General features: G+C 68.2%; 11 protein-coding genes and 3 pseudogenes. 7 read left to right on the top strand and 7 right to left on the bottom strand.

All coding sequences use genetic code 11. From position 1 onward, the window contains the following. Window positions 1-329: 329 nt before the first annotated feature. Window positions 330-494, top strand: a pseudogene (locus RBB84_RS11095) (ISL3 family transposase); the annotation flags it as partial. Window positions 495-506: 12 nt separating this feature from the next. Here the strand turns inward: RBB84_RS11095 and RBB84_RS11090 are convergent. The 3 genes from RBB84_RS11090 to RBB84_RS11080 are packed head-to-tail and all read right to left on the bottom strand — an operon-like array spanning window position 507 to window position 3,915. Beyond that, entirely contained in the window at window positions 507-2,312 is a 1,806-nt protein-coding gene (locus tag RBB84_RS11090) for an oleate hydratase (protein ID WP_033097707.1), read from the bottom strand. A 45-nt stretch (window positions 2,313-2,357) separates the two neighbouring features. Beyond that, complete coding sequence (locus RBB84_RS11085; protein WP_006550366.1) at window positions 2,358-3,215, bottom strand: 3-hydroxyacyl-CoA dehydrogenase; 858 nt, start codon at window positions 3,213-3,215, stop codon at window positions 2,358-2,360. A gap of 13 nt (window positions 3,216-3,228) precedes the next feature. After that, window positions 3,229-3,915: a TetR/AcrR family transcriptional regulator gene (locus RBB84_RS11080; RefSeq protein WP_230826274.1), complete on the bottom strand. Its 687-nt coding sequence runs from the start codon at window positions 3,913-3,915 to the stop codon at window positions 3,229-3,231. A 190-nt stretch (window positions 3,916-4,105) separates the two neighbouring features. On the opposite strand from RBB84_RS11080, the pseudogene RBB84_RS11075 reads away from it, so the two are divergent. After that, window positions 4,106-4,306: pseudogene (locus RBB84_RS11075) on the top strand (ISL3 family transposase); the annotation flags it as partial. Next, a pseudogene (locus RBB84_RS11070) lies at window positions 4,294-4,449 on the top strand (ISL3 family transposase); the annotation flags it as partial. The pseudogenes RBB84_RS11075 and RBB84_RS11070, both read left to right, overlap by 13 nt. 207 nt (window positions 4,450-4,656) lie before the next feature. Here the strand turns inward: RBB84_RS11070 and RBB84_RS11065 are convergent. After that, window positions 4,657-6,501 carry a siderophore-interacting protein gene (locus tag RBB84_RS11065; RefSeq protein WP_033097708.1) on the bottom strand — a complete coding sequence of 615 codons (1,845 nt, stop codon included), beginning with the start codon at window positions 6,499-6,501 and terminating at the stop codon, window positions 4,657-4,659. An 89-nt stretch (window positions 6,502-6,590) separates the two neighbouring features. Then, on the bottom strand, window positions 6,591-8,168 hold the full coding sequence (locus RBB84_RS11060) for an AMP-binding protein (RefSeq protein ID WP_052040091.1): 1,578 nt from the start codon (window positions 8,166-8,168) through the stop codon (window positions 6,591-6,593). Between the two features lie 167 nt (window positions 8,169-8,335). On the opposite strand from RBB84_RS11060, the gene RBB84_RS11055 reads away from it, so the two are divergent. Then, window positions 8,336-9,613 (top strand): LuxR C-terminal-related transcriptional regulator, encoded by a 1,278-nt coding sequence (locus RBB84_RS11055; RefSeq protein ID WP_006550370.1) that lies wholly within the window; start codon window positions 8,336-8,338, stop codon window positions 9,611-9,613. A gap of 39 nt (window positions 9,614-9,652) precedes the next feature. On the opposite strand, the gene RBB84_RS11050 is transcribed toward RBB84_RS11055, so the two are convergent. Next, window positions 9,653-11,431, bottom strand: coding sequence for a cutinase family protein (locus RBB84_RS11050; RefSeq protein ID WP_019288440.1), 1,779 nt, complete (start codon window positions 11,429-11,431; stop codon window positions 9,653-9,655). Window positions 11,432-11,764: 333 nt separating this feature from the next. Here RBB84_RS11050 and RBB84_RS11045 point away from each other — a divergent pair, with 333 nt between their 5' ends. From RBB84_RS11045 to RBB84_RS11035, 3 genes are all read left to right on the top strand, one after another. Further along, complete coding sequence (locus RBB84_RS11045) at window positions 11,765-12,850, top strand: S-(hydroxymethyl)mycothiol dehydrogenase (RefSeq protein ID WP_006550372.1); 1,086 nt, start codon at window positions 11,765-11,767, stop codon at window positions 12,848-12,850. Continuing rightward, window positions 12,847-13,482, top strand: coding sequence for an MBL fold metallo-hydrolase (locus tag RBB84_RS11040; protein ID WP_006550373.1), 636 nt, complete (start codon window positions 12,847-12,849; stop codon window positions 13,480-13,482). The genes RBB84_RS11045 and RBB84_RS11040 overlap by 4 nt, the downstream gene beginning before the upstream one ends. Window positions 13,483-13,554: 72 nt before the next feature. Next, complete coding sequence (locus tag RBB84_RS11035) at window positions 13,555-14,577, top strand: GTP-binding protein (RefSeq protein ID WP_033097709.1); 1,023 nt, start codon at window positions 13,555-13,557, stop codon at window positions 14,575-14,577. Between the two features lie 48 nt (window positions 14,578-14,625). Here RBB84_RS11035 and RBB84_RS11030 read toward each other — a convergent pair whose 3' ends face one another. Further along, the gene (locus tag RBB84_RS11030) at window positions 14,626-16,065 is read right to left on the bottom strand and encodes a DEAD/DEAH box helicase (RefSeq protein ID WP_033097710.1); all 1,440 of its coding nucleotides are present in this window, start codon (window positions 16,063-16,065) and stop codon (window positions 14,626-14,628) included. Window positions 16,066-16,072 lie beyond the last annotated feature (7 nt).

Genomic DNA, 16,072 nt, shown 5'->3' with positions numbered 1-16,072 from the left:
TTGCGCCTATCGCTTGATGCGCCCACTGGGCGAACGAGCCGCTGACCTGCGCAAACGACGAGCGTGGCGGACGCTGCCATCCGGTGGTGACCGACGACGACCGACCAGTACCGACCATTTTACCGGAGCTCGCGGCGGCGTCGAAGCCGAGCAAGCTCCATTCTTTAGTTCACCGCGCCTTGCTCCTCGCCGGTCCCGTCGTCGTCGAAGACGTTTCAGGGCTCTTCCCAGATGAGGGTGTAGGTCGGCCGGGCGCGTCGGTCCGCAGATAGACGTCGAGGTCTCCCGACGATGGAGGTTCCTACGCCATCCATCCGAAAGACCTCGACGTGTCCGACGCTACCCCGCCGGCCGGCTTCGGCCGCCCTGACCTGACCGCCTTCGCTCGACTCGACGGCCTCGGTCTGAGCGTGACCGGGGAACGACTTGAACCGGATCGTGCGGTCCTTGCGTGCCGCGTGGTGGAACCAGATCAGTGGTGCCGACGGTGCGGCAGCGTCTGCGGGTCAGGCTCCGGCGTCATCGGCACGGACTCGTTTCGTCGTGCCGTCGAGCTCGGGGATGAGTCCGAAGTCGGTGAGGAGTTGTCCGATCTGAGTGTGGTCGAGGTGCTTGATGATGCGGTTGCCAACGAACTTCGGGCCGGGGAGCTCTATCTCCTCGCCGTCGCGCAAGCGCGCGGTGGCCTCGAGCAGGAACCTGAGATCATAGGTGGAGTTGAACACCTCCGGCACGCCGCGATCGATGCCCAGCAGCTGGTAGGCGGCCTCCATCGCAGTACGCACCGAGTACTCGGTGGTGAAGATCGTGTCGCGCGTGGTTTCGGCGAACTGGCCGATGAACGCGAAGTTCACTGCGCCCTCGGGCACCACGTCGGGGCGGTCACCGGCGGTGCGGGGCATGAAGAACGAGGTGACGTAGGGCATCATCACAGGCACGGTCTTCGCGCCGTTTGCCGCGAGCTCCGGGATGTCCTCGACGGGCACACCCAAGTGATAGAGCCATTCTTGGGTGATCTCTTCGCCGGTCGACTCCTGCATTGTCTTGCCGGTGAAGTCGCCGGGCACGTCTACGAACAGGCCGTAGACCCACACGACGATCTCGTCGGGTGCTTGCGCTTTGAAGTGCGGCTGGCGGTTGACTGTCCAGCTGAGCAGCCAGGACGAGTCTTTCGCGGTGACGATGCCGCCGGTGACGATGTTGCCGGAGAACGGGTCGCGCTTGGCGATCTTCTTGATGTACCTCGGGATCTCAGGGCCGATGGTGGTGACCGTCGCTGACTCCCACTTCGTCTTCGAGATGTCGCCGCAGAACACCTCGGGGCGTCCGAAAGAGGGGTGCTTGGCCGCGATGCGCCGCCACAGGTCCCACGCCGGCGCGGGACCTTCGTCGAGTCTGGCCGCATTGTGGTGGGTGCCGTCGTCGGAGTTCTCTGTGAGCGAACCGATCGTGGCGAGCACGAGGTCGTCGGTACCGAGGTCGACGCCGCCGGGCACGCCGCCCTTTGTCCAGTGGATGCGGGTGGCCTGTTTACGGTCGCCGTCGAAAACGAAGTCGATGTCGGTGACCTCGGTGGAGAACTCGAATCTCACGCCCTGGTCCAGGAGCCAGCGGTACATGGGCAGCACGAGCGATTCGTACTGGTTGTACTTTGTGAACTTCAGCGCCGAAAGGTCGGGGAGCCCGCCGATGTGGTGCACGAACCGGTGCAGGTAGAGCTTCAGCTCGAGTGCGGAGTGCCAGTTCTCGAACGCGAACATCGTCCGCCAGTAGAGCCAGAAGTTGCTGCTCAGGAACTCTTCACCGAAGATCTCGTCGATGCGCTTGTCTTCCATCTCCTCACGCGAGGCGAGAAAGACCTTGACCAACTCCTTCTGAGCTTTCTCGCTCAGGCCGAACTCATTGTTGGTGACGAACTCCTCGCCCTGCCGGTGTGTGACCCGGTTGAGTGAGTAGTTGGGGTCGTCTTTGTTGAGCCAGTAGAACTCGTCGAGGACGGATCCGTCGACCTCGAGCGACGGGATGGTGCGGAACAGATCCCAGAGGCACTCCATGTGGTCTTCCATCTCGCGCCCGCCGCGGATGACAAACCCTTTGTCCGGCTTCTTGATACCGTCCAGCGCGCCGCCGGGCAGGTCCAGGCGCTCGAGGATTGTGATCTTGTCGCCGGAGAGTTGCCCGTCGCGGATCATGAACACCGCCGAGGCCATCGAGGTGAGCCCGGCGCCGACGAACCAGGCGGTCTTGTTCTCGACTCCCTCGGGCTTGCGGGGGCGGGCGAAGGCTTCGTAGTTTCCACTGCTGTAGTACATCTGGCTTGCACGTCCTCTCGTGGACTGTTCTGCCGCGGTCGTGGGTCAGTTGTAGGTGTAGAAGCCCTCGCCGGTGGCGACGCCCAGCTTGCCGTGGTCGATGTACTCGCTCTTCAGCCAGGCCGCGAGCGCCTGGTCCTCCTCCCCGCCGTGGGCGAGGATGTTGTACGGGGTGACCAGGCCGATGACATCGGTGATCTGGAAGGGGCCCATCGGCGCTCCCGTGCCGATCCGCCACACGTTGTCGATGTCCTTCGGCTCGGCGTATCCGCCGGCGGCGAGTGCGTACCCGGCGTTGAGGAACGGCACCAGTAGCGAGTTGAGGACGTAGCCGGACTTCTCCTTGTACACGGGGATCGGAACCATCCCGATGTTGCCGGCGAAGGCGACGACCTCGTCGAACACGGCCGGATCGGTGTCGGCGGTGCCCATCACCTCGGCGGTGTTGAACTTCCAGACCCGGTTCGCGAAGTGCAGCGCGAGGAACTTGGCGGGGCGTCCGGTGGAGTCCTTGAGGTCGCTGGGCAGAAGTGTCGACGAGTTCGTTGCGAAGATCGTCTTCTCCGGTGCGAGCTCGCCGAGCCTTCGGTAGGTGTCCTGCTTGATGGACAGTACCTCGGGGATCGCCTCGATGACCAGATCCGCGTCCGCGACCGCGTCGGCGAGGTCGGAGGAGAACCGGACGCGGGTGAGCGCCTCGTCCGCCTTCCCCTCGGCTGCCCCCGCGACTCCGTCGTCCTTGTAGGTGGTGACGAGAGCGTCGAACCGCTTCTTGGCTGCCTCGATGGCATCGCTGCTGATGTCATATGCGGTGACCTGGAAGCCGCTGTAGGCGGTCTGGAAGGCGATCTGGGTGCCGAGGACTCCGGTTCCCAGGACGGTCACGTGTGTGATGTTGCTCATTGTTCTGTTTCCTTCATTCCTTCTCGGGCGGCGGATCCGGCCGCCGGGGTGTGTGCAGCACGCCGGTCACGATGAGCGTGACCTGACGTCTGAGGTCGTCGATCGCGTCAGCCTCGGGGATGTCCGAGGCCGTCATCCGAGCGATCGCGAGATGAGTGACGGCGAACAGCGAGGATCCTGCGACGCGTGCCTCCCCGTCGCTGAGGGTCGGAGCGGCGCGTCGTAGCGTGTCGGAGAGGGACGCCTCGAGCTCGAAGATCAACGCCATGCCCTCGGCCCGGAACTTCGCGTCGTGAGGGCCGAACAGCAGCTCCCGCTGGTACGCAGCACTGTTCTCCGGCTCACGTGCGGCAGCGACGACGAGGGGGTGCAGGCGGGCGAAGACCGCGGCGGCAGGATCCGGCGTCAACGCCGCACGCGCGGCGCCCTCATCTATCGATGCCCGGAGTGCCTCGTTGTAGACCATGAGCAGCAACTCGCTCTTGGTCGCTGCGTACCGGAACAAGGTCCCCGCTGCGACCCCGGCCGCGGCGGACACCTCCTGCGTCGTCACCGCGGAGAACCCGCGCGCACGCAACAGATCGGACGCGGCGCGAAAGATTCGCTCCCGCTTGAGCCGCATGTTCTGCTCGCGGCGGGACTCCATCTCCCGAACGCCCGGGCGCCGTCCGCGCTCTGAAAGCTGCTGCACCTCGCTCACATTAATGAGTGTACTCATTTTCTTGCGGACCGCAAAGGGCGTACGCACGCGATCGGCGACAGGTGTGGCCGGTGTTGTGGCTCTTCGCAGTTGAGGGGGTGGGTGGCTGAGCGCGTCGGTCGCCGGATGAAAGTCGAGGCCTTCCGATGATGGAAGTTCTCACACTGACCATCCGCCGGAAGACCTCGACGTGCACCACGCTACCTTCGCGCCCCCCGACCTGACCGTCTTCTGACACCTCGACGAGCTCGGTCTCGTGGCCGTCGGTCAGCTGCTCGAGCCGGATCGCGCGGTGATCGAGTGCCGCGTCGCCGAGCCGGACCCGTGGTGCCGGGGATGCGGTAGCCGGGCGCTCTCGCGCGGGACGGACACGCGGCGTCTCGCCCACGAGACATCCTCGCGTTCTTCGACCGGACCGGCACGTGCAACGGCCCGACCGGGACCGTCAACGGGTGCCTGGAGCGCCTCCGCGGCTCGGCCCTGAACTTCCGGAACCTGACGAACCTCATCCGGTCGAGACAGCTGAGGAAGGCTCCGCCTCGGTGCGCCTGGTGGACACGCACGCTTCGAATGGCCCTGTGGCTCGCGACCATCCGTGCCAGCGCTGGGGCAAGTTTCGACAAGCCTCCCGCTAGGTCCACCGTTCGGAAGACATTCCTCGCGGGAGACTTCCTCGCAGCAGCTCTTCTCGTCGTTCTGCAGCGGCCCCGCGCGTCGCGAGGCCGCTGCATTCTCACGATCTCAGCCCGCCGAGCCGGTGGACGTGTACAGCGTCATGCCCCAACCCACCGTCGTGCGCTCGGGTTCCGCGAGGCCGGCTGCCTCGAACAGTGCCAGGTGGTCCTCGTGCGTACGACCACCGCCGCCGCTGAGTGCGAAGTCGATGAGATCGTCCTCGTAGTCGTGCTCACCGGCGATGTCGTCGAGCACAGTGCCGAAGACGAGGACCCGGCCGTCCGGATTCAGTCCCGCCGCCGCCTGCTGCAGCACGTGCACGGCGTCGGCATCGGGCAGTTCGTTCAACCGCCCGGTCAGCAGCACCGCGTCGACCGGTTCGGGGCGGGTTTCGAGCATGCTGCCCGGCGTATAGGCGACGCGCTCGTGCTCGCCGTGGACGCGACGCAGGACCTCGATCTCCGACGGCGCGGCCACCACGGTCGCCCGTACCGACGGATTCGCCGTGACGAGGGCGTGGGCGTAGGAACCGGCGGCCTCACCGGAGACCGCGATCGTCGAGACATCGGAGGGCACCTTCGCCGCGAGGGCACTGGCGAAGTAGACGGCCATTTCGGCTTCCTGCTCGTACCGATCCGTCAGGAGAGCGGTGTCGTCTGTGACGCGCTGCGCGAAGCTCTTGCCGAACCGATGTGCGTCGTCCCCGCGACCCGTGCGGACGGCAGCGAGCAGTGCGAGCATGCCCGCCAGTTCCCGCTGCGCGTGCACACCGTCGAGTCGCAGTTCCTCGAGGTGGTGGTCGTCCTCGAGTTCACGGCCGACGCCGGTGAGCCGGAACCGGCCCTCGCCCAGATCCTCGGCCACCCCCACGGCGACGAGATAACGGAGAAGTTTGCCCAGACCGGTGCGGTCGGTCCCTGTCTTGGCCACGAGTTCGTCGAGGGTGCGCGGCGACGCGTCGAAGGCCGTCGCCAGTCCGATGGTCGCTGCGACCCGCAGCGCGAAACCCGGTGCGATCTCGGTCAATTCGTCGAAACGGTCGCGTTCGTCCTCGGTCGTCTCGAAATCGGGCAGGGAGGCGTCGGCCTCCGACACCGCGACTTCCTGACGACGCCAGTAGCCGGTGACCTCCACCTGTTCCTTCGGCAGGCCCTTCTCATTGCGCAGCCACCGCCGGATCGGGGTGAGCGTGAGGGCTTCACCGGCCACCCACGCGAAGACCGTGCCGTCCCACCACTCGGCGGCCCGGAGGGCATCGAACAACAGGGTGGTCGTGCCCGGCTCGGCGCCGTCGCGGCTCAGCCAGGTCAGCTCCACACCGGCGGGAACGGGAAGATCCTGCCGATTCGAGTCGTCGGCGATCTCGACGAAGATCCGGCCGCGTGCACCCTCCGGCCAGTTCTCGAGCCAGCGCCCGATGGCCGGCAGCGCCGTCTCGTCGCCTGCCACGAGCGTCCAGTCCACGCCCTGCGGGTGTCCGGCCGACGACTTCGGTCCGGCGATCTGGATGGTCTCACCGGGTTCCGCGCGGTACGACCAGCTCGACGCGGGACCCACGCCGTGGCGCACGAAGTCCACGTCGATCTCGCCGGCGGCCGGATCCCAGCGCCGGACGGTGTAGGTGCGCATGAGCAGCTTCGGATCGCGCGGCCAGTTCACCACGCCGTCGGCCTGGGTGGGGCCGAGGGCCTCGTCGAGTTCGGGATGCTTGAACATCAGCTTGAACTCGTCGTCCACACCGTCGGACCGGAACGCCTCCACCGGGAATCCGTTCGGCGCGACGTGCGCCCGCAACTGTTCGCCCCCGAGGGTCACCCGCCGCATCCCGGGGCTCACGTCCGTCACGCGGAGCACCTTCAGGTACCGCGTGGTGATCGGGAAGACCTCGAGGGGGCGAAGACTACGGGCCATGGGTGCGTTCTCCTCGGCAGGGGATCGTGGACGGCGGAACGACCGGTCTCTCCGCCCGCGCGGTGACCTGCGTTTAGGCGAACCTTACTTCAGAGGGCATTCGTCTGCCGCGACCCGTCCTGGCCCGCGCGACGACCGTTCGCGTACATCTCGTCGACGAGACTGGCGTACCGGGCGAGCACGCGATCCCGGATCGGACGCCCGGCCGGGTCGAGATCGTCGGTCTCCGGCGGCTCGCTCACCGTGACGAAACGGCGGATGCGTTCCCACGGATCCGATCGGGCGTCGAGCTGTTCCAGCGCGGCCGCGACGACCGGTTCCGGCGCGGTGGTGAACACGAGACCGACGCAGTACGGGCGCAGCTCCCCGGCCACGACGAGTTCGCTGCCCGGACACATCCGGCGCCAGCGGTCGGCGAGCGCGGTGGGGCCGACGTACTTTCCGGTGCTGGTCTTGAAGGTGTCCTTGCGGTGCCCTGTCACGACGACGAATCCGTCGGCGTCGATCTCGGCGAGATCGCCCGTGTGGAACCAGCCGTCGGCGTCGAGCGCGGCGGCACTCTCCGCGGGATCGTCGTGGTAACCGGTCATCACTCCGGGACTCCGAATGAGGAGTTCGCCGGTGTCGGCGATCCGGACCTCCGTGCCGCGCAGTGGTCGGCCGACCGTGCCGGGGCGGTGCGCGCCGAGCAGGTTCGCGCACGACGGTCCGGAGGTCTCCGTGATCCCGTAACACTCGAGCACCGGTACACCGAGCTGCTCGAACCGCCGGGCGACGTCTTCGGACAATCGCGCCGATCCGGAGACGACGAAGCGGAGCCGACCCCCGAGCTCGTCCCGTTCCAGCCGGGCGATCTTCTCGAGCACGTGCGGGACCGATCCCAGGAAGGTCGGCCGGACCGTGCGCAGATTCGCGGTGACGCGGTCGGCGCGACCGTCGACGGCGGTGCTCACACCTGTGTGCATGGCCATGAGCAGCAACGACCGGCCGAAGACGTGCGCGAGCGGCAACCACAGCAACTGACGGTCGGACGACGAGATCATCCCGGTCTGCGCGACGGCACGGGCGCCGTAGGTCGTGCCCCGGTGGGTCAGGCACGCGCCCTTGGTGCGGCCGTCCTCGCACGCCGTGTATATCAGCGCGGCCTCGTCGTCCGGGGACAACGCCGCGATCCGTCGCTCCACGACGTCGGGGTCGGTGCGCAGCAGACGGCGCCCTTCGTCGGCGAGCTTGTCGAGTCCGTCGATGCCCAGGACGTCGGTGGCGGCGACCGGCCGGTCGGCGACGGTGAGGACGGTGTGCGCACGCCGGATCTGCGACCGCACCTCGTCGTCGCGGGTCGCCGGGTAGATCGGGACGGTGACGCCGCCCGCGCACGCGATCGCGAGGTCGGCGACGACGGTCCGATAACAGGTCGTCGCGCAGATCGCGACCCGCGATCCGGCTCCCACACCCCGACCGATCAGTCCCGCCGCGAGGTCGAAGACCTCGCGGCGTACGTCCGTCCACGTCGAAGGACGCCACCGTTCACCGTCCGGGCACAGGTAGGCGACGGAGTCGGGGGAGCGGGACACCCGGTCGAGCAGCAGACCCGGCACGGTCGCGGGGAACCCGTCGCGACCGTCGATCGCGGTCGCGGTGCCCGTCGTCGCGCGGGGGTCCGCCACTGTTCGCAGCACCTCCCACGGACGAGGAATCGAAGTCGCCCCAGTGGTCGGAATGTTACCGCCGGCCGGGGTCCGAGGGGCCGAAGTGGCGCAGTACGCGATGCACGCGTCGGCAGGGGCCGGGGCTCCTCCGGGAAGGCGCCGGTGGACGCCGATATCGTGGGCATGTGAGTCCCGCTGCCCGTCGCCCTGAGGTCCTGATCGCCGAGCTGCGCGACGTCCTCACCGGTCCGCTCGCGGAGATCGCGCAGCGATTCTCCACCTATGTCGACGACCTCGCTCCGCACAGTGCCCTGGTGATCTTCACGAGGGAATGCACCGGCCGGCCGCGGAAGGTGGCCGGCGACCCGTCGATCGTCGACCGGGTGACCATCGCCGAGCTGGACCGGGTGCGGAACGACCTCGTCGCGGGGGAGATCCGCCGCGGCAGCTTCCGTCTCGCTGGTCGCGATCGTGAGGTGTGCGCGATCCTCGACAGCACCGACACGCTCCTGGTGTTCGTGCCTCGCGGGGCCCGGGCCACCTCCGCGGCCCTCGTTCTCGTGCGGGCGGCGTTCGGCGTGGTCGCGACCGGCATCCGGTTGCAGGTGCACACCGCCAGCCCGGCATATCTCGCGGAATCGCGGGCCGCCTCCGCGGAGCGGGCCCGCACCGTCGCCGAGCTCACCGAATCCCATGCCGTGACCCTCGAGACGATCCTCGCGACCCTGCGGTCGAAGGATCTCGACGACACCCGTGCCCGGACCACGGCGCGGGAGACGGCGACCGAGGCCCTGATCGGCCTGCGATCGGCGGTGGACCTGCACCGCGAACTCGCGGAGGAGGCACTGACCACCGCGTTCGCGCGACTCCACGGTGAACTGCGCGATCTGGTGCGGCACCGCCCGCTCGACCTGCAGATGGTCGCTCCGCCGGTGGGTGGACGGGGACTGCCCGGAGAGGTCGCGCACGCGGCCCGCGCGATCGCCCGGGGCGCCGTGCTGGCGATGTCCGGTCAGACCGACGTGACGCGGGTGCGCGTCGCGTGGACCTGCGACGACTCGACCCTGCTGGTGGACGTGCGTGACGACGGCAGCGGCGAGATCGACGTCGTCGAACTCGGGCGCCAGCTCCGCGACCGCGTCGAAACCCTCGGCGGTGGAATCGAATCCGAGTCGACCCCCGGCTGGGGCACACGGATCGCGGTGAGCTTCCCGCTCGACCTGCCGATCGCTGCGACGGACGGACCCGCTCTCGATGCGCTCGCCGCGCTCGCGCCCCGGGAGATCGAGGTCCTCGAACATCTCGTGGCCGGACGGCGCAACCGCGTCATCGCCGAACGTCTCGGCGTGAGCGAGTCGACGGTGAAGTTCCACGTGGCCGGCGTACTACGAAAACTCGGCGTCAGCACTCGCGGTGAGGCCGCGGCTCTCGGTGCAGAGGCCGGGGTCCGCGCCGCGGGCTGACGCCGAGCTCTCGGTCGGCGGGTGGCCCGTCGAGGACGGTCAGGCAGCCGGTGCCGGCGACGTGGTCGTCGGGGCGACGGTCGTCGTGGGCGTTCCGGAGGAGGTGGTCGACCCGGCGCCCGTGGTGGTCTCGCCCGTGGCCGGAGTCGTGGTCTCCGACGGGGTGGAGACCGGAGCCGTGGTGGTCATCGGGGTGGGCGTGGCTGTCGTCACGCCCGCTTCGGGTGCAGCCGGGGCCACCGGTGCAGCGGGGTCGCCTGCGGGAGCCGGGACAGCGTCGACGGGGGTGGGCACGCTGCTGTCGGCGACCGTCGCATCGTCGGTCACAGTCGAGGACGGCGAGGTCTCCGGCGTGGTGGACGCCTCGGCGGTCTCGGCCTTCGCCGTCTCCTCGGCGATCATCAGCACCGCGGCCTTGTCGACCTTGTTCGCATCGACCGCGTTGCCCTCCTTGGCCTGGCGGGCCAGGTGCTCGAGCCAGGCGGCGGCGTACTCGACGGTGGACGTGCCCTTGCCGTCGATGTCGTCGTCCCAGTAGTCGAAGTGGTGCCCGTAGTGGTCGTCGTTCTCACGGTCGTAGCCGAAGGTCTGGTCGTACGGGTCGGCAAGCACGACCGCGAGGGTGTTCTGGTTGCTCCGGATGAACCCGACGACCTCCTTGACGATCTTCTCCGGCAGGTACGCGAGGTTCGACAGACGCTCCGCGGGGATCGGCGCCTCGGCCCCGTCCTCACGGGTGGCGCCGGAGTCGGCGTCGGCAGCCACAGGCGTGGTGGGGCGGGCGGCGGGATCGTAGCTCGGGTCGGAGACCTTGATCAGCACCTCGAGGAAGGTCTCGTCCGACCGCATCCAGTCCGGATTCGCCGAGATGTCGGCGAGGGCGAGCAGCGCGACCCGGCCGACGACCTGGGCCAGGTCGGCGCCGGTCGCGGGGGTCAGTCCCTCACGCTCGAGGGCGTCGCCGTTGACCTGACGACCCACGTTCGCGAGCAGTTCGATCAGCGCGATGTTCTCGGGTGCCGAGCACGTGAAGTCGCCCTCGGAGCAGAACGAGGCGACCTTGCCGGCGAGATGACCGAAACCACCGTTCGTGTCGGGGAGGACACCGCGTCCGGAAACGGCGTCGCTGCCCGGCTGGTAGGGGCGATCGAAGCCGTCGGGGTTCGTGCCGTTTTCCGCGCCGGGGAAGAAGCCTTCTCCGGCCTCGCGGCCCGCGTCGGAGAGGATGACCACGCCGCTGACGGCGTCGGGATCGATGATCTCCCAGGAACCGTCCTCGCTCTGCTCCTGCGCACCGATCTGCATCGCGGCGCGGCGCGCGACGTCCGCGCCCTCGCTGAACCCGACGATGGCGAACTGGGTGTCGGGGCAGGACCGCCGGATGGCCTTCATGACCTCGATGGTGTTCTCGGCGCCCTTGTTCACGGCGTTCTCGTAGCTGGCGAGGTCGGCCGGGTACTCGATGTAGATGGCCGCGTAGCCGTCGCCGGCCTCGTGGTTCTCGAGCGGTGCGCTGATGACCGGCTCGACCCAATGGCTGCGGTAGGCGCCCTGCTGGGCGGCGGGAAGGCGGTTGCCGTTCTCGTCGACGAGCATCTTCGACTCGTCGCGAGGGATGTCACCGCGACCGCCGATACCCAGGCTGACCATGTCGTGACATTCGGTGGTCTTCGCCAGGCCGGCGAGGTACGGGTCGGCAACGGTGGGGGTGTCCTGTTGCGGAAGCACGATCGCGGCCGCTGCCACGACTCCGAGCGCGGTGGGGGCGAAGACGCCGGCGAGAATCCGCCGACGCGACAGCGACTTTCGAAGTGCCATGGGCCTCTACCAATCCGTTTCTGACCGAGGAATTGCCGGCCCGCCGAAGTGCGGCGGGTCGTAACGGATTTCGTGAAGGTCGCTCGCAGCGTTACATCGACACGGGTTTACCGAGGTGGCGACGGAGAAATGCAGGCGCGAACACCGAGCCGCGAAATCCAAGGGAAATGCGCCAATCGGACAATTCGAGTTCGCCGCTCAGCGACTGGCCGTTCGGCTGGGTCGGGCCCGCCGAACGATCAGGAGCAGAGCGCCGCGGGAGTGGCTAGGGTCGGAATCACCGGAAGTCGGAAACACCGGATACTGCCGGTCGCATCACGAAACGGAGACAGCATGTCGCAAACAGTCCGCGGAGTCGTCGCTCGCTCGAAGGGAGCGCCTGTCGAGGTCGTGCCCATCGTGATCCCCGATCCCGGCCCCGGTGAGGTCGTCGTCGCGATCGCCGCGTGCGGCGTGTGCCACACCGATCTGCACTACCGCGAGGGCGGCATCAACGACGAGTTCCCGTTCCTGCTCGGCCACGAGGCCGCCGGTGTCGTCGAATCCGTCGGTGAGGGCGTCGACTCGGTCGCCGTGGGCGACTTCGTCGTCCTGAACTGGCGCGCGGTGTGCGGCCAGTGTCGCGCATGCAAGCGCGGTCAGCCGCAGTACTGCTTCGACACTTTCAACGCCACCCAGAAGATGACACTCGAGGACGGCACCGAACTCACTCCGGCGCTGGGCATCGGCGCGTTCGCCGACAAGACCCTCGTCCACGCCGGTCAGTGCACCAAGGTCGACCCGAGCGCCGATCCGGCCGTCGTCGGCCTGCTCGGCTGCGGTGTCATGGCCGGTCTCGGTGCCGCCGTCAACACGGGCGGAGTCACCCGCGGCCAGTCCGTCGCCGTCATCGGCTGCGGCGGTGTCGGCGACGCCGCGATCATGGGTGCGCGCCTGGCAGGTGCCGTCACGATCATCGCCGTCGACCGCGACGACAAGAAGCTCGAGTGGGCCACCGACCTCGGTGCCACCCACACCGTCAACTCCAGCGGGGTCGACGCGGTCGAGGCGATCAAGGAGCTGACGGGCGGTTTCGGTGCGGACGTCGTCATCGACGCGGTGGGCAGGCCGGAGACCTACAAGCAGGCCTTCTACGCCCGCGACCTCGCCGGCACCGTCGTCCTCGTCGGTGTACCCACCCCGGATATGACCCTCGAGATGCCGCTGATCGACTTCTTCTCGCACGGCGGCTCGCTCAAGAGCTCGTGGTACGGCGACTGCTTGCCCGAGCGCGACTTCCCGACCTACGTCGACCTGTACCAGCAGGGACGCCTGCCGCTCGAGAAGTTCGTCACCGAGCGCATCGGCATCGACGACGTCGAGAAGGCGTTCGAGACGATGCACCGCGGTGAGGTCCTCCGTTCGGTGGTGGTCCTGTGAGCACCTCGCCGATTCGCGTCGACCGGGTCGTCACGTCGGGCACCTTCGCGCTCGACGGCGGCGAATGGGAGGTCGACAACAACATCTGGCTCGTCGGCGACGACTCCGAGGTGGTCGTGATCGACGCCGCGCACACCGCGCAGCCGATCATCGACGCCGTCGGTGGACGGAAGGTCGTGGCGATCGTGTGCACGCACGCACACAACGACCACATCACCGTGGCGCCGGAGCTGTCCGAGAAGCTCGACGCGCCGATCCTGCTCAACCCGGCCGACGACGTGCTGTGGGAGATGACCCACCCGGGTGTCGCGCACGGCACGCTCGAGGACGGGGAGCGGATCCGGGTGGCCGGAACCGACATCCAGGCGATCGCCACGCCGGGTCACTCGCCGGGTTCGACCTGCCTGTACCTGCCGGAAGCGGGTGAGCTGTTCACCGGCGACACCCTGTTCTCCGGCGGACCGGGCGCGACGGGCCGCTCGTTCTCGGACTTCCCGACCATTATCGGGTCGATCCGCGACAAGCTGTTCGTCCTGCCCGCGGAGACGAAGGTGCACACCGGTCATGGCGACGGCACCACGATCGGCACCGAGTCGCCGCACCTCGAGGAGTGGATCAAGCGCGGCAGCTGATGCTGCCGATGCGCGGTTCCGGCGGCGGTTGCCGTCGGAACCGCGTACGAGCGCACGGCTAGTCTCACCACCATGGCGAAGAAGCAGATCCCGGTGATCGTGGTGGCCGGATTTCTCGGCGCGGGGAAGACGACGCTGCTCAACCACCTGCTGCGCAACACCCGCGGTGCGCGGATCGGTGTGATCGTCAACGATTTCGGTTCCGTCAACATCGATTCGATGATGGTGGCGGGGCAGGTCGACTCGATGGTCTCGCTGAGCAACGGATGTCTGTGCTGCGCAGTCGATGTCAGTGACATGGACGCGATGCTCGACAAGCTCGCCCACCGCTCGTCCGATCTCGACGTGATCGTCGTCGAGGCGAGTGGACTCGCCGAGCCCCGCAACATGATCCTGCTCGTCGCCGGTTCGGAGAACGAATACGTCTCCTACGGTGGCCTCGTGCTGGTCGTCGACGCGGTGGAGTTCGACGCGACCGCCGAGCAGCATCCCGAGCTCGAACAGCACGTGGCGCTCGCCGATCTGGTGCTGATCAACAAGACCGACCGGATCGACGGTGAGGCCCACGACGATCTGCTGACGCGCCTGTGCCGGCTCAACTCCCGCGCCGCGGTCGTCTCGACCGATCACGGCCGCATCGACCCGGCGTTGCTGTTCGACATCCCGGAGCGGCCGGGTCCGCAGCCGGGGGAGCAGCTCACCCTCGACCGGTTGCTCTACGAGCAGGACGACCACGAGCACACCCATCTGCACGACGGCTACGACGCGATCACCTTCGAGTCAGCAGATGCACTGCACCCCCGCGTGCTGGTCGATCTCCTCGAGAACCAGCCCGCAGGGGTGTTCCGTATCAAGGGATACGTGCGAGTCGCTGCCGGACTGGACACCGGCACCTATCTGTTGCACACCGTCGGCGACCACATCAGGTTCGAACCGGCGGGTCGCGGCGACGACGTGCCCGACGGGACGCAGCTCGTCGTCATCGGGGCCGATCTCGACTCCGACGACGTACGCGAGCGCCTACGCCGCTGCGTGCCGACCGAACCGGTGTCCGCGGACGCGATGTACGCGATACACCGATTCACGCCCCGCTGAGGCGGAAGGCCGATTCATCCCGCTGAGGCGGAAGGCAGGCCCTTCGGCTCAGCGAGCGGCGGAGGTACGGCGCTGGGGACGACGACGGCCACCGGTGGCAGCTGCGGCGCCCTGACCGGCCGAACGCTGACCGCCGGCCGCGCGCTGCCCACCCGAGGAGCGCTGCCCACCCGAGGAGCGCTGACCACCGGCGGAACGCTGTCCGCTCGACGAGGAACGCTGACCCGAACCGGAGCCCTGGCGGGGAGCCGACGAACGGCGGCTGCCGCCGTTGCGCTGCGGACGCGACGGCGCGGAAGCCTGCTTCGGTGCCGGCGCGACGTACGGCGCGATCTCGCCGACGAGCTTCAGCACGTGCTCGGAATCCGCCGTCACCTTGATGGGGGTGACGTCGATGGCGGCCTTGCGCATGATGGCCGCGAGATCCCTGCGCTGGTCGGGTAGGACGACGGTGACGACGTCGCCGGTGCTGCCGGCGCGGGCCGTGCGACCGGAGCGGTGCAGGTACGCCTTGTGCTCGGCCGGGGGATCGACGTGCACGACGAGTTCGACGTCGTCGACGTGGACACCACGTGCGGCGACGTCCGTCGCAACGAGCACCCGCGCCTCACCCGACGAGAACGCGGCGAGATTGCGGTCGCGGGCGTTCTGGGAGAGGTTGCCGTGCAGGTCCACCGCTGGGATGCCGGAGTCGGTGAGTTGCTTGGCGAGCTTGCGGGCCTGATGCTTGGTGCGCATGAACAGGATTCGGCGACCGGTTCCCGATGCGAGGGTGCGGACGAGGTCCTTCTTCGTATCCATGCCCGCGACGTCGAAGACGTGGTGGGTCATCGCGGCGACGGGGGAGGTGGCCTCGTCGACCGAGTGCATGACCGGGTTCTTCAGGAACCGCTTGACGAGCTTGTCGACGCCGTTGTCCAGGGTGGCCGAGAACAGCAGGCGCTGACCGTCTTTCGGTGTCGCCGTCAGGATGCGGGTGACGCCGGGCAGGAAGCCGAGGTCTGCCATGTGATCGGCCTCGTCGAGCACTGTGACCTCGATGTCGTCGAGCACCACGAACTTCTGGCGCATGAGGTCCTCGAGGCGGCCCGGGCAGGCGATGACGATGTCGACGCCGCGGCGGAGGGCCTCGACCTGGCGCTTCTGCGACACGCCGCCGAAGATCGTGGTGACCTTCAGACCCGACGAATGCGCGAGCGGTTCGATGGCCGCGGCGATCTGGGTCGCCAGTTCGCGGGTGGGAGCCAGGATCAGGCCACGCGGACGGCCTGCCGCCCTGGTGCTCCTGCCTGCGAGGCGAGCGGCGAGCGGGATCGAGAAGGCCAGGGTCTTACCGCTACCCGTGCGTCCGCGTCCGAGCACGTCACGACCGGCGAGGGTGTCGGGGAGGGTGTCCACCTGGATGGGGAAGGGGCTGGTGATCCCGGCGTCGTTCAGCGTGGCGACGAGCGGGCGGGGCACCCCGAGATCGGAGAAAGATGTGGTCATGGAACAG

The organism is Rhodococcus sp. D-6, assembly GCF_040256695.1.
Classification (GTDB): Bacteria; Actinomycetota; Actinomycetes; order Mycobacteriales; family Mycobacteriaceae; genus Rhodococcus; species Rhodococcus pyridinivorans.
Note: the sequence above shows the minus strand (reverse complement) of the source record. Positions and strands in the feature narration are given on the sequence as shown.

What these genes read in the sequence shown, in the direction of transcription:
- RBB84_RS11090 (WP_033097707.1), bottom strand. Translation starts at nt 2,312, where the DNA reads ATGTACTACAGCAGTGGAAACTACGAAGCCTTCGCCCGCCCCCGCAAG.
- RBB84_RS11085 (WP_006550366.1), bottom strand. Translation starts at nt 3,215, where the DNA reads ATGAGCAACATCACACACGTGACCGTCCTGGGAACCGGAGTCCTCGGC.
- RBB84_RS11065 (WP_033097708.1), bottom strand. Translation starts at nt 6,501, where the DNA reads ATGGCCCGTAGTCTTCGCCCCCTCGAGGTCTTCCCGATCACCACGCGG.
- RBB84_RS11050 (WP_019288440.1), bottom strand. Translation starts at nt 11,431, where the DNA reads ATGGCACTTCGAAAGTCGCTGTCGCGTCGGCGGATTCTCGCCGGCGTC.
- RBB84_RS11045 (WP_006550372.1), top strand. Translation starts at nt 11,765, where the DNA reads ATGTCGCAAACAGTCCGCGGAGTCGTCGCTCGCTCGAAGGGAGCGCCT.
- RBB84_RS11035 (WP_033097709.1), top strand. Translation starts at nt 13,555, where the DNA reads ATGGCGAAGAAGCAGATCCCGGTGATCGTGGTGGCCGGATTTCTCGGC.
- RBB84_RS11030 (WP_033097710.1), bottom strand. Translation starts at nt 16,065, where the DNA reads ATGACCACATCTTTCTCCGATCTCGGGGTGCCCCGCCCGCTCGTCGCC.